General features: G+C 72.5%; 3 protein-coding genes. All 3 read right to left on the bottom strand.

Annotation, left to right across the window (positions count from 1 at the left end; translation table 11 throughout):
* Positions 1-19: 19 nt before the first annotated feature.
* The 3 genes from ACFVX4_RS19225 to ACFVX4_RS19215 are packed head-to-tail and all read right to left on the bottom strand — an operon-like array spanning position 20 to position 14,435.
* Entirely contained in the window at positions 20-1,720 is a 1,701-nt protein-coding gene (locus ACFVX4_RS19225) for an ABC transporter ATP-binding protein (RefSeq protein WP_389978486.1), read from the bottom strand.
* Positions 1,707-12,590: an amino acid adenylation domain-containing protein gene (locus ACFVX4_RS19220; RefSeq protein ID WP_389978483.1), complete on the bottom strand. Its 10,884-nt coding sequence runs from the start codon at positions 12,588-12,590 to the stop codon at positions 1,707-1,709. The genes ACFVX4_RS19225 and ACFVX4_RS19220 overlap by 14 nt, the downstream gene beginning before the upstream one ends.
* A 57-nt stretch (positions 12,591-12,647) precedes the next feature.
* Entirely contained in the window at positions 12,648-14,435 is a 1,788-nt protein-coding gene (locus ACFVX4_RS19215) for an ABC transporter ATP-binding protein (RefSeq protein WP_389978480.1), read from the bottom strand.
* Between the last annotated feature and the right edge of the window lie 45 nt (positions 14,436-14,480).

Genomic DNA, 14,480 nt, shown 5'->3' with positions numbered 1-14,480 from the left:
CCCGGAACCGCCCGGCGCTTCACCGGGCCACGGCCAGGCAGTAGTCGGCGTCGCCGGCCAGGAGGTTGCGGTGGGTGTCCTCGGCGGTGATGACGCCGTCGTCCAGGACGAGAACACGGTCGGCGGCGTCCAGCAGGGCCGGGCTGCTGGTGATCACGACCGTGGTACGGCCGCGGCGCATCTTCGCGACGTTGCGCGCGACGAGCTGCTCGGTGACCGCGTCGACGGCTGTCGTCGGGTTGTGCAGGACCAGCACGTCGCTGTCGGCGGCCAGGGCGCGGGCCAGGGACAGCCGCTGCCGTTGCCCCCCGGAAAGGTTCGCCCCGCGGTCGCGGACCGCGTATTCGAGCCCGTCGCGGTGGAGAGCGACGACATCGGTCAGCATGGACGCCTCGACGGCCTCGGGAATCCGCCGGCTGGTGCCCGACGGGTCGATGTTCGTGCGGAGCGTGCCCGCGAAGATCTCCCCGTCGTACGGATTCACCAGCATGTGCTCGCGGACCGCCTCGATCGACAGCTCCGCGATCGGCTGCCCGCCGAGCCGCACCTCTCCCTCGTACGCGCCGGGCGCGACGTTCACCGCGAGGACCGACGCGAGGTCGGCCGCCGCACGCGGCTGATAGACGGCGATCGCCACGAACTCACCGGCGGCCACCTCGAACTCCAGCCTGCGCAGGGACCCGTGCCGCACGCAGTCGACCGCGAGGCCTCCGCCCTCGGCCGGACACTGCGAGCCCGGCGTCGCCACCGGCGGAGCGGAGAGCACCAGCGCCATCCGCTCGGCCGACGCGCGCGCCATCATCACGTACTTGGGCATCTCCGAGAACATCTTGAGCGGTTCGATGATGAACTGCGCGAGACCCACGGCCATGACCAGTTCCCCGATGGTGATCCGGCCGTCGAACGCCAGCCCGCCCGCCGTCAGGGACACGGCGGCGGCGAGGACCGCGTTGAGGGCCAGTGCGGTGCCCGCGTACGTGCCGTTCACCCTGGCGACCGTGATCGCCTGGCGCTTCGCGTCCGTGCTGACCTTCCGGTAGGACCCGAACGCCGCGTGGTTGCCGCCGAAGCCGTGCAGCGGGCGCAGGCCGATGATCAGGTCGGCGACCTTCGCGCCCGCCCGCGCCACCCGGGCCTGCTGTTCGCGGGTACTGGCGCCGATCCGCCTGGACATCACGGCCAGGATCGACAGGATCGCGACGGTCCCCACGACCACCAGCAGGCCGAGCCGGATGTCGGCCAGGGACAGCGCGACCGCCGCGACCACCACCGCGACCAGGGAGCTGATCAGCAGCGGCACCACCTCGACGATGTCGGCGGTCTGGTCGGCGTCCTCGGTGGCGATGGTCAGCACCTCGCCGGACTTCAGGTCGACGTCCCTGGCCACCGGCTGGAGCCCGCAGGCGGCCACCTGCACCCGCCAGTGGTGTGCCTCGGTCGTGTTGGCCTTCTGCAGGACGCGCATCCCGAACCGCCACGACAGCGACACCGTCGTGATGATCACGGCCAGCGCGCCGATCGACAGGCCGAGCGCGCTCGGGCTCCGGTCCTGCATGGTGTGCTCGACGATCATGCCGAGCGCGATGGGGAAGGCGGTCTCCCCCGCCTGGTACAGGCCCATGAGGACGGTGCCCCGGACCATGGCGCCGACGTTGCGGCGCAGCGCGGTCCGCAGGATGTCCGACCCCGGCCGGGGCCGCTGCGTGTCAGGAGTTTTCATCAAGGTGGCGGGCAATCGCTTCCGGGGTTCGCAGGGTGAACAGATCACGGATCGTGATCACAGGACCGTACTCACGGCGGAGCAGCCCGGTCAGCCGCACCGCCAGCATGGAGTGCCCGCCGAGGGACACGAAGTCGCTCACCGCGCTCACCTCGTCGTCGTCCAGGTCCAGTGCCTCGGCGAAGAACTCGCACACCGCGATCTCGTTCCCGGTCTCCGGGCCGCGCTCTCCCCCGGTGGTCAGCGCGCCGAGCGGCCTGGCCTCCGGCAGCGCCTTGGTGTCGGCCTTCCCGTTCACGGTCAGCGGGATGCTGTCGACCCGGGCGAAATGCGTCGGGCGCAGGAAGTCCGGCAGACCGGCGCCCACTTCGGCGGCGACCTGCGCCAGGTCCGCTCCCTCCAGCACGAGATAGGCGGCCAGCCGGTACGCGCCGTCGACCTGCGGGTCGGGCTGGGCGACCGCGGCGGCGAAGCGCACCGCCGGGTGCGCCGCGAACACGGCCTCGACCTCCCCGAGTTCGACCCGGTGTCCGCGGATCTTGACCTGCTGGTCGGTGCGGCCCAGGTACGTCAGGTTCCCGTCGGGCCGGCGGACCACCAGGTCGCCGGTGCGGTACATGCGCTCGCCGGGCCCGCCGAACGGGCACGCGACGAAGCGGTGGGCGGTCTGGGCGCTCTGCCCGAGGTAGCCGCGCGCGATGCCGATGCCCGATACGTACAGCTCACCGGGGACCCCGTCGGGCAGCGGCCGCAGCCACGGGTCCAGTACGTACACCTCGGTGTTGTCGATCGCGACGCCCACCACCGGGTCCTGGCACTCGAAGGTGCCGACGCCGAGGGTGTTGATGGTGTACTCGGTGGGCCCGTACAGGTTGTAGCCGACCGTTCCCTCGGTCCCGGCGAGCCGCTGCCAGAGCGCCGGGGTGACGGCCTCGCCGCCCAGCAGCACCAGCGCCGGCCGCCGTGCCGGGTTGTCGAGCAGGCCCTCGGCCACCAGCTGCTGCGCATAGGTCGGGGTCACGTTGATGACGTCGATCCCGTGCTCACGGCAGTACTCGACCAGACGGGGGGCGTCGCGGCGCAGTTCCTCGTCGCAGATGTGGACCTCGTGGCCGTCGGCGAGCCACAGCAGCTCCTCCCACGACATGTCGAACGCGAACGACACGGTGTGCGCGATCCTGAAGACCCGGTGGTCGTGCTCGGCGAGGACCGGCTCGAAGATCCGCCGCTGATGGTTGATCAGCATGTTGGTGAGCCCGGCGTACTCGGTCACCACGCCCTTGGGCTTCCCGGTCGATCCGGAGGTGTAGATGGTGTACGCGGGGTGCCGCAGACGGTCCGGGTCGTCCGGTGCGAACGTCACGTACGGATCGGCCTCGGGCAGGGGGCGGTCCAGCTCGATCAGCTCGCCGCCGAGCCGGGGCGACACGGCGCTCACGGTGAGAATCACCTCGGGCCGGGCGTCCGCGACGATGGTCGCGATCCGCTCGTCCGGGTGGTCCAGTTCCAGCGGTACGTACGCGGCGCCGACGCGCAGCACGGCGAACAGCGCCACGATCGAGTCGACGGAGCGGGGGATCGCGAGGCCCACCATCGTCTCGGGGCCGATGCCCCGCCGGACGAGCACACCCGCCACCGCACGGCTGCGGTCCCGGAGTTGGGCGAACGTCATGGTCGAGCCGTGGGCGACGAGCGCGACCCGCTCAGGATCACGGTCCGCCGCCCGGTCGAAGCGGTCGACGACGGTGTCCGTGCCGACTTCGGTGCGCTCGGCCGGTCCGGGGACCGGGGCGAGGCCCGGAAGCGCGCCCACCCGCCCCGTCGACCGGGCCAGGTCCTCCAGCACGCGGAGGTAGTCGTCGAGGAGGCGACGGGCGCCCGCGGGGTCGTCGTCGCGGTGCTCCAGCTTGACCGTGAGCCGGTCGCCGGGCGTGACGACCCAGGTGAACGGGTAGTGCGTGGAGTCGTCGGCCTGCACCGAGGTGATGCCGTGCCTGGCGTTCATCTCGGCGAACGCGTCCAGGTCCAGGAAGTTCTGGAGCACGAACAGGTTGTCGAACAGGGTGTCGTGCCCACTGGCCCGCTGGATCTCGCCGAGCCCCAGGTGCTCGTGCTCCATCGCCTCGACCCTGGCCGCCTGTACGGCCGACAGGTACGCGCCGACCGTGTCGCCGGGCCGTGCCCGGGTCCACATGGGCACCGTGTTGAGCAGCACACCGACGATGCCGGCGTGGCCCTCGCCCTCCCGGCCCGAGACGGTCACGCCGAACACGGCGTCACCGCGCCCCGTGTGTGCGCCGAGAAGGAGGCCGAACGCGCCGGTCAGCACCGTGTTCAGGGTGACGCCGTGCACCCTGGCCGCGTCCCGCAGCAGCTGTGACAGTTCGGCGGAGAGCGTGTGCACGAGAGCGCGCGGCAGGTCTTCCGACAGGGCCGGGGCCGGTCCGGCGAGCAGCGTCGGGCCCGGGAGCCCGGCCAGGTGCTCCGCCCAGAAGCGGTTCGACACCGCGGGGTCCCTGGCGTCGAGCGTCCGGGCGTACTCCTCGAAGCTCGGCACGGCCGGGGCCGCGGCGGGCGGCTCGCCCGCCACGACGGCCTCGTACGCGTCGAACAGGTCCCGCAGGACGATCTCCCGGGACCAGCCGTCCCAGAGCAGCAGGTGGTAGCTGAGCAGCAGGCCGTCCCGGCCGTCCGGCAGCCGCACCACGGTCAGCCGGATCAGTGGCGGCTCGCCCGGGTCGAACCCCGACTCGCGGTCCCGGGTACGCAGCGCCTCGACCTCCGCGTCCGACCTCGCGGCGATCGTGCGGACGTCGACCCGCCGGCCCGCCTTGAGGACCTGGACCGGGTTGCCGTCGTCGTCGGTGGTGAAGCCGGCGCCCACGACCGGGTGCCGAGCGATCACGTACGCCATCGCCTCGGCCAGCGCGTCGGTGTCCAGGCGCCGCTCGAAGGTGAACCAGCTCTGCGCGACGTAGTGTCCGGCCGCGCCCGCCATCTGGGCCTGGAAGAACAGACCCCGCTGGAGCGGGGTGACCGGTGCCGTGCGCTCGGCCGTCGCGGCAGCGTCCGCGAGGTGCTCCAGCGCGCCGCGCCAGTGCTCGGTGATCTCGTCGGGTATGCCCTCGGCGAGGGTGAAGGCCGCGTGCAGGCTTCCGGTGGCGTCGTCGGTCCACGCGTTGACCTCGACGGCGTACGGGCTGCCCTGGTCGCCGCCGGTGACGTGCAGCGCCCTGGACTCGCTGCCCCGGCCGAGGTAGTTGAACAGCACCTGCGGGCGGGTGTTCAACAGCGGTGCCGTCTGCGGGTTGAGGTACCTGAGCAGGCCGTAGGCGACGTGCCCGCACTCGTCCGGCTGGCGCTCGGCGACCTCGCGCGCCGCCGCGACCGGGTCGGTGTGCGCCGTGAGCCGCACCGGTGCGATGGCGGTGAACCAGCCGACGGTACGGGAGTAGTCGTGGTGTTCCAGGGCCGGGACCCGGCCGTGCCGCTCCAGTTCGATCGCGAGGTCGGTGGGCGTGGGCTGGACGCGGGTCAGCGCGGTGCGCAGGGCGCCGCACAGCAACTCGGTGAGACCCAGGCCGAATGCGGCGGGCGCGCTGCGCGTCACCCGGTCGCTCACCTCGGGCGCGAGCACGACCGTGGTCTCGCGCGGGTCCTGGACCTCGGGCAGCAGGCCGGGGGCCCCGAGCGTGGTGATCCAGTGTCCGAGGTCGTCGGTGACCCGTGCGGACCGCACCGCCAGCGCTTCGGCGTACTCGGCGTAGGACGTGGTGGGTGGTGCCAGGGCCGCCCCGCTCATGGCGGTGGCCAGGTCGTCGAGGAGGACCAGCCAGGACACCGCGTCGACGGCGAGGTGGTGCACGGTGACCACCAGGGTCCGGCTCGCGGGCAGCCAGGAGAAGGCGATGACGTCCCCGGAGCCGGGATCGAGCCGTCCGGCAGCCTCGTTCGCCGCGGCCGTCGCGTCGCGGGCGTCGGTCGGTACGACGGCGACCTCGCGGGCGGGTTCGGTACGCAGGGTCCACACACCGTGTTCGACGCGCAGCCGCAACCGGAGGGCCGGGTGTGCGGCCACGACGGCGTTCGCGGCGCGCCGGGCGTCGGCGAGGTCGGTGCCCTCGGCCGCCACCACTGCCCTGGCCTGGGCGAACCGGGCGAGCGAACCGCCCAGTTCCCGCTGGCGCAGGATGATCGGTGTGGCCGGCAGCGGGCCGTCCTCGCGGCGGGACGGCGCGGACGCCACGGGCTGCGGGGCGCGCGTGCCCAGGTGGTCGGCGAGCGCGCGCGGTGTCTTCAGCAGGAACACGTCCCGGGGGACGATCGGCAGGCCGAGCGCCCTGGCCCGGTTGATCACGGTGATGGCGACGATGCTGTCGCCCCCGGCGCCGAAGAAGTCGGTGTCGGCGTCCACGGCGACGCCGGGCAGCGCCGCGGCGAAGACGTCGACCAGTGCGGTGAGCGCGGAGTCGCTCGTGGCCACCGGGGTGTCGCCCTGTGCGGCGCGCTCGCCCAGGGCCTTGCGGTCCAGCTTGCCGTTGACCGTCAGCGGCAGGGCGTCGACCGGCAGCACCCGGCCCGGCACCATGTGGACGGGCAGCTTGGTGGACAGCAGCGCGGTGAAGTCGCCGGGCACCCGGCCCACGACGTGTGCGACGAGGTGGTCACCGCTGTCCGCCACGGTGACGGCCACATCGACGACACCGTCGAGTTCCCTGACCGCCGACTCCACTTCGCCGAGCTCGATGCGGAATCCCTTGAGCTGCACCTGGTCGTCGGCTCGGCCGACGAACTCCAGCTCGCCGTCGAGCGTGCGGCGGGCGAGGTCGCCCGTGTGGTACATGCGGGAGCCGTCGGCTGCGAACGGGTTCGCCACGAACCGGCCCGCGGTGAGCGCGGGCCGGCCCAGGTAGCCGAGCGACACCTGGTCCCCGGCGACGTAGATGGCGCCCACCCGGCCCGGCGGCACCGGCCGGAGCCGGTCGTCGAGCAGGTGGGTGACCAGGCCGGGGATCGGACCGCCGATCGGGCTGACGTCGTCGCCGGGGCCGAAGTCCTCGTCGGTCAGCACCCGGTGGGTGACATGGACGGTGGTCTCGGTGATGCCGTACATGTTGACCAGCTCGGGCGTACCGGTGCCGTGCCGCTCGACCCAGCCGCGCAGCCGCCCGAGGTCCAGCGCCTCGCCTCCGAAGACGATCCGGCGCAGCGCCGTGACCGGTTCACCGGCGAGCCGGTCCGCCTCGATGAACTGGTAGAACGCCGAGGGGGTCTGGTTGAGCAAGGTCACCCCGCGCTCGCGGACCAGCCGGTGGAAGTCGACCGGGGAACGGGTCAGCGCGTACTCCGGCACCAGCAGTTCGCCGCCGTGCACCAGCGCGCCCCACAGCTCCCAGACCGCGAAGTCGAAGGAGAAGGAGTGGAACTGGACCCATACGTCGTGCGGGCCGAAGCCCATGTCGGGCCGGGTGTTCGTGAGGAGCGTCACCACGCTGGAGTGCGGGACGGCGACGCCCTTGGGCCGGCCTGTCGAGCCCGACGTGTAGATGACGTACGCGGGATCGTGCCAGTCGGCCCCGGGCCCGGCGGTGGTGGCCTGTGGCAGCTCGTCGCCCTGGACGAGCACAAGGGCCTTCACGTCCGCTCGGGCCAGCAGGCGGGTGAAGCGGCCTTGCTGTTCACGGTCCACGAGCACGACCTGCGGGGCGGCGTCGGCGAGGATGTACTCCAGCCGCTCGTCCGGGTACGCCAGGTCCAGCGGCACGTACGCGCCGCCCGCGCCGACGACCGCGACCAGGGCGACGACCTGCTCCACGGAGCGCGGGACGGCGACGGCGACCCGTCGGCCCGGCCCGGCACCGGCCGCGCGCAGGGCCGAGGCCAACTCGTTCTTGGCGTCCGCGAGTTCGCCGTAGGTCAGTGACCGGGTACTGCCGTCGAGAGCGCATTGGGTGACGGCGGTGGCCGCCGGGTCACGGTCCGCGGCGGCGTCGAACAGCTCGCCCAGGGTCGCCGGGGAGATCCGCGCCGGGTTCCGGCCGGCCTCGGGGGCCAGATCGTCGACCAGGGCGTCCGGCCGGTCGAGCAGGCCGGTGAGGGTGCGCGTGAACGTGCGCAGGATCGCCTCGGCGCTCTCCCGGCGCAGCAGTTCACCGTCGTGGATCAGGTTGAAGCGCGGTCGGCCGTCGGTGGCGCGCTCCACCACCAGCGTCAACGGGTAGTGCGGGGCGCCCTCGTTGACGATGCCGGTGATGACCAGCTCGTCCTCGGGGCCGCGCACGGCGTCCACGTCGGTCGCGACGTCGAACACCACCAGGGTGTCGAAGAGGGAGCCGGTACCGGCCCGGCGGCCGATCCTCGCCAGTGAGACGTGCTGGTGCGCCAGCACCGTGCTCCGGTGGTCCTTCACCGCGGCGAGCAGCTCGCGCGCCGTGGTGGCGGCGGCCCACCGGGCGCGCACGGGGATCGTGTTGATGAACAGCCCCACCATGTCCTCGATGCCGGGCACCTCCGCGTCGCGCCCGGACACCGTGGAACCGAACACGACGTCCCTGCCGTGCAGGATGCCGCCCAGCGTCACCGCCCACGCGCTGTGCACGGCCACGCTCAGGGGCACGCCGGCCGACCGGGCGGCGGCGTCGATGTCGTCGGCGGGCTCGACTGCGGTGTCGGCGAACCGTTCGGAGGGGGTGTGTCCTTCGGCGACCAGCGAGGGGCCGGGCAGACCGGCGAGTTCACCGCGCCACACCCGGTCGCTCTCGTCGTGGTCGCGTCCGGCGAGCCAGGCCACGTAGTCGCGGTAGCCGCCGAGCGGGTACGCGGTCCCCGGCGCGTGGTACTCGGCCAGCAGCGCGCGGAGCATCGGCGGCACCGACCAGCCGTCGGCGACGATGTGGTGCACGGTCTGCACCAGGACGGTGCGGCCGGAGCCGGCCCGGATGAGCGTGTAGCGCATCAGCGGCCCGGTGGCCAGGTCGAAACCGGCACGGCGGTCCCGCTCGGCGTGGTCGCGGATCTCGTCGTCGGTGAGGCCGGGGCGGTCCAGCGTGGTGAAGGGCGCCTCCGCACCGCTCTCGACGACGGAGACGACCCGGCCGTCGGCGAGGGCCGTGAACCGGGCGGCCAGATTGGGGTACAGCGTGAGCAGCCGGGTGGCCGCCGCCGCGAGCCGGTCGGCATCCACGTCGCCGTCCAGCGTCAGCAGTTGCTGCTCGACGTAGCTGCCGGTCGCATCTCCGTCGAAGACCGAGTGGAAGTACAGGCCCTCCTGCAAGGGGGTCAGCGGCAGGATGTCCCGCAGCGCAGGGCCGTCCAGGTCGTCGACGTCGGCCTGGGTGAGCCGCACCAGAGGGAAGTCGCTGGGAGAGTGACCGCCCGCTTCGAGTGCGGCGAGGGCGGACAGGGCGGCCCGGAAGTACTCGCCGAGGGTGGTGATGTCCTCGTCGGTGAACATCCCCTCGGGCCAGGAGAGGGTGGTGACCAGCTCGTACGCGCCGCTCGCGTCGGGTTCGGCGATGGCGTTGAACTCCAGGGCGCGCGGCATGCGCATCCTCGGGTCACGCTTCTCGCCCAACTGCCCCGTGGTGCCTGCGAGCTGCCAGTCTCCGGCGGCGCCGGCGTCGAATCGGCCCAGGTAGTTGAACAGCACCTGCGGTGCGGGCGTGGTCAGCCCGGTGTCGGTCAGGTAGCGCAGGGCACCGTAGGAGACGCCGTTGCCGGGCACCGCGGCGAGATCCTCCTTGACCGCCTTGAGGGCAGCAGCCAGGTACGCGGGTGCGGTGAAGTCGGTTGCCGCGCCGGGGTCCACGGTCACCGGGAACAGGGTGGTGAACCAGCCCACGGTCCGCGACAGCTCCGGCTCGAAGCCGGCCGCGTCCGCCACGTAACGGCCCTCGCGGCCGTGTCCCTCCAGTTCGATGTGGGCGAACGTCTGGTCCTGCCCGCGGTCGCGGCGCCACCGGGCGAGGGTGACGGCGAGCGCGGTCAGCAGTACGTCGTTGACGCCCGCGTGGAACTTCGCGGGGATCTCGCCCAGCAGCGCGGCCGTGTCCTCGGGCCCGACGGAGAAGGTCCGTGTCCGCTCCCGGGCGACGGTGTCGGCCTCGGTCCGCGTACGTCTGCCCAGTGGTGCGTCGGCTCCCGGCAGGGGGCGCTGGAAGTGGGTACGGTCCGTATCGAATGCCGCCCGCTCCAGCAGCTGCGTCCAGCGCCGGAACGACGTGCCCACGGGGGGCAGTTCGATCGGAGTGCCCGAGACGGACCGGCGCCATGCCGTGGCCAGGTCGTCCATCAGGATCCGCCAGGACACGCCGTCGAACACGACGTGGTGGGCGACCAGGACCAGTTGCCGTGCCTCGCGGCGCCACACGGCGCGCAGCATCACACCGCCCGCCGGGTCGAGCCCGTCGGTGGCGAGCGCGACACACTCCTCCAGCGGGCGGTCGCTCTCCTGCCACCCCACGACGGCCTGGCCGGCCTCGGGGATGTCGAAGCCCCAGCGGTCACCGCGCACCAGCCTGGCGCGCAGCATGTCGTGCCGTCCGAGCACGGCGGCGAGGATCTCGTCGAGGGCGTCGGCGGTCAGCTCCGCCGGCGTGTTCAGTACGACCGACTGCACGAAGCCGTCGATCGCGTCCGTGGTCCGGCCGAGCCACTGCACGATGGGCGATCCCACGACGGAACCGGTCGCGACATCGCCGTGGTCCACGGCGGAGACGTCCTCACGGCTCGCCACCGCGGCCAGTGCGCCGAGAACGCTGTGGCTGAAGATCTGCCGCGCGGTGACGTAGAGGCCGTCGTCCCGCAGCGCGCTCAGCAGTGAGATCGCCAGAATGCTGTCTCCGCCGAGCTGGAAGAAGTCCTGGTCGACACCGGCCCTCTCCAGCCGCAGCACCGACGCGACGGCCGCGCACACCGCCCGTTCGTTGTCGGTGGCGGGCGCCACCACGGGGCCCGTGCCGATCGCGGGCTCCGGCAGGGCGCCCCGGTCGACCTTGCCGTTCGCGGTGAGCGGGAACTCCTTCGTCACGACGAGATGGGCGGGCACCATGTACTCCACCATGTGCCGGGCGGCCCACTCCTTGACCTCGTCCGCCCGCAGCTCCTCGTGGCCGGCGGCCGGGATCACGTACCCCACCAGGTAGGTGCCGCCCGCGGCGTTCTTCTTCGCGACGACGCAGGTGTGCCGTACCCCGGGGTGTTCCGCGAGGCCGACCTCGACGTCCTCGATCTCCAGCCGCATGCCACGGATCTTGATCTGGTTGTCGGCGCGGCCGAGGAAGTCCAGCGACCCGTCGGGGGCGAACCGCGCCAGGTCACCGGTCCGGTACAGCCGGGACCCGTCCTCGGCGAAGGGGTTCGCCACGAACCGGGACGCCGTCAGGCCGGGCTCGTTGACGTACCCGCGCCCCAGGAGGAGCCCTCCCGCGTACAGCTCGCCGCCGACCCCGACCGGGACCGGGCGCAGCTCGTCGTCCAGCACGTACAGCTGAGTGTTGGGGTTGGCCCTGCCGATCGATGTCGACAGGCGTTCGGCCGCACCCCGGTAGATGACGTGGGAGACGCCGATGGTCGTCTCGGCCGGGCCGTAGCCGTGGTACAGGGGGATGCCGAGCCGGGCGCGGAACCGCTCGTACAGCTCCGGTGTCAGCACCTCACCGCCGCACCACACGTGCCGCAGGCTGTCCAGGCGGCCGGAGTCGCCCGCGATCTCCAGCAGCACGTCCAGCATGGACGACACCAGGTAGGTGAAGGTGACGCGCTGCTCGGCGATGACGCTCAGCAGGTGGTGCGGGTCGCGTTCACCGCCGGGCCGCAGGATCACCAGCCTGCCGCCGGAGACCAGCGGCAGGAAGATCTCGTTGATGGAGATGTCGAAGGACAACGGCGCCTTGAACAGTGACGCGTCGTCGTGGCCGAAGCGCAGGATCTCGTCGACCTGCCACAGCAGGCGCTCGCTGATCGCCTCGTGCCGGATCATGGCGCCCTTGGGCCGTCCGGTCGAACCGGACGTGAAGATCACGTACGCCAGGGCCGCGCCGGGGACGGTCGCCTCCGGTGCCTCGGCGGGGTGGGCGCCGAACCCCCAGTCTCCGAGATCGACGGCCACGGCGTCCGGTTCGCCCGCGCCGTGCTCACCCGAGTCGTTGAGCTGGAGCACGACCCGGGCGTCCTCGACGACGACGGCCCGTCGCGCGGCGGGCCACTGCGGATCGAGCGGCACGAACGCGCACTTCGCCTGGAGAACGGCGAGGAGCCCGATGACCATGTCGGCGGAGCGGCCGAGCGAGATCCCGACGACCTGCTCGGAGGTGAGACCGCGTTCGATCAGATGATGGGCCAACTGGCTGGAGTATTCGGCGGCTTGGCGATACGTCAGTGACCGGTGCTCATCGACGATCGCGACGGCGTCCGGCCTGGTGCGCGCCTGCTCGCGGAACATCTCCATGATGGTCGGGCGGATCCGGTCGGCCCGGGTGTCGTTCCACCCGGCCAGGGCTTCGAGCCTCGCCGCCGGGCTGGACGGGCCGATGGTGCCGATGGGCCGGTCCGGGAAGTCGGCCAGGTCGTCCAGCGCGAGCTGCGCGTCGGCGAGCACGACGCCGTCGGGGACGGTGATGCTCCGGCCATCCGTGCCGACCTCCCAATCGCCGCTCCCGGCACCGCCGTTGTCGACCCACCCGAGGAGGTCGGCGAAGAGCGTGCCGGGGGTGAGGTCCATGCCGTCGGGGCCGAGGCCGGTCGCCCAGAACGACAGCCCGATGGCACACGCTTCGGCGATGGCCCGGTCACCGTGGTCGCCGGTTCGACGGCGCACGTCGGCCAGGCGGGTGGGAGAGAGCAGTACGCGCGGAGCGCTCGGTTCCATCATCGAAGACTCAGCATCCTTCCGAGGTATGAAAGTTAGCCTAACCTCACTGAGGTTCACCTAACTACCCTCTCGCCAGGCGCGCCACAGCCGCGCGTACTGGCCGCCCAGAGCCACCAGCTCCCCGTGCGTTCCCTCCTCCACCACGCGTCCCGCGGACAGCACGGCGATCCGGTCCGCCGCCATGGCCTGGGTCAGCCGGTGCGCCACGAACAGCGTGGTCCGGCCCGAGCACGCGGCCAGCACGGCCCGCTCCAGCTCGGCGGCACCCTCGCTGCCCGCCTCCGCGGTCGACTCGTCGAGCACCACCACCGGCGAGCGGCCCAACACCAGCCGGGCCAGGGCGATCTGGGCGACCTTGGTGACGTCCAGGCGCTCGCCGCCCTCGCCGACCATGGTGTCCAGCCCGTCGGGCAGCAGCTCGACCCACCCGTCGGCGCCGACCGTGCGCAAGGCGTCCATCAGCTCGGCATCGCCCGCCCCGGGCGCGGCGAGCCTCAGGTCGTCGGCGAGCGGGCCCGAGAACACGTGCGTCTCCTGCGTCAGGATGCTCACCAGGGCCCGCGCCCCCGCCTCGTCCAGACCGGCGAGGTCGTACGGTCCGATGCGCACCGACCCGGCCTGCGGGGTCCCTGTGCCGGCGATCAGCGCGGCCAGCGTCGACTTGCCCGCACCCGTCGCCCCCACCAGGGCGAGCGAACCACCGGCCGGGATGGACAGGTTCACATCCCGCAGGACCGGTTCGTCGGTGTCGGGATAGCCGAAGGTCAGGCCCTCCACCGTCACCGGACACGGTCCGGTGTCCGCGGCCGGGACGGACACGTCTCCCACCAGCCGGTCCTCCGCGGGCTCCCCCAGCACCCCGACCAGCCGGGTGAGGCTCGCGCCCGACTTCTGCGCCTCGTCGAAGGTGAACATGATGGCGCCCAGCGGGGTGAACAGCCGGTGGAACATCAGCGGGGCCGCCGACACCTCGCCCAGGCTGGCGGCGTCGGCCTCCAGCAGGGCGTACCCCACCACGACGATCAGGGTCAGCCCGATGAACTCGGCGCGGTTCTCCCGGCCGACGAACCGTCCGAAGAACCGGAACACATCGACGCCGTACTCGCGCACCCGCCACGACTCGCGGGTGACCTTCTCGCGGACGGCGTCCTCCATGCGGTACGCCCGGACCGTATCGATCCCGTTCAGACCACTGATCAACGCCTGCGCACGGTCGGCCTGGGCCGCCCGCTGCTTCCGGTAGAGCGGCGCGGACCGGGGCAGGTACCACCGCAGGGCCAGTGCGTACGCGGGCAGCGCGCCGGCGCCTGCCAGGCCGAGCCGCCAGTCCAGTCCGAACATGCCCGCAGTGGCGATGACGACCAGCACACCGGCGGAGAACACCGTGGGGATGGCGGCCCGGATGCCCTTGGACAGCACGGCCACGTCGTCGCCGACCCGGGACAGCACATCGCCCCGGCCGACCTGTTCGACGCGTGCGCTCGGCATCCCCAGCACCGCGCGGACGGCGCCTTCCCGCAGCCGGGCGAGCAGATCCGCTCCCAGCCGTCCGATCAGATACGTCGACACCGCGGTGGCCACCGCGCCGAGCAGCGCGGCGGCCACCATCAGTACCCCGATCCTGACGAGCACCGAGCGCGATTCGCCACCGACCACCCCGTCGACCACCTGGCCCAGCAGAAGCACGGGGAGCACCTGGAGCGCCGCCCCGGCCGCCGCGGTGAGCAGGGTGGAGGCCGTCAGCCACGGGGCCCGGCGGCAGTGCGTCGTGACCCACCCGGCGGCCTCGCCCCCCGTCGCCGTGCGCAGGGTTGCCGGGGCGACGGGGGTGTCGGTGACGCTCACACGAAGACCAAATCTCTCCGGGGACGGGGCAGTCCGATCGGCATT

It is taken from the genome of Streptomyces sp. NPDC058240, assembly GCF_042882135.1.
Classification (GTDB): Bacteria; Actinomycetota; Actinomycetes; order Streptomycetales; family Streptomycetaceae; genus Streptomyces.
This window is presented reverse-complemented; position numbering and strand designations above follow the sequence as displayed.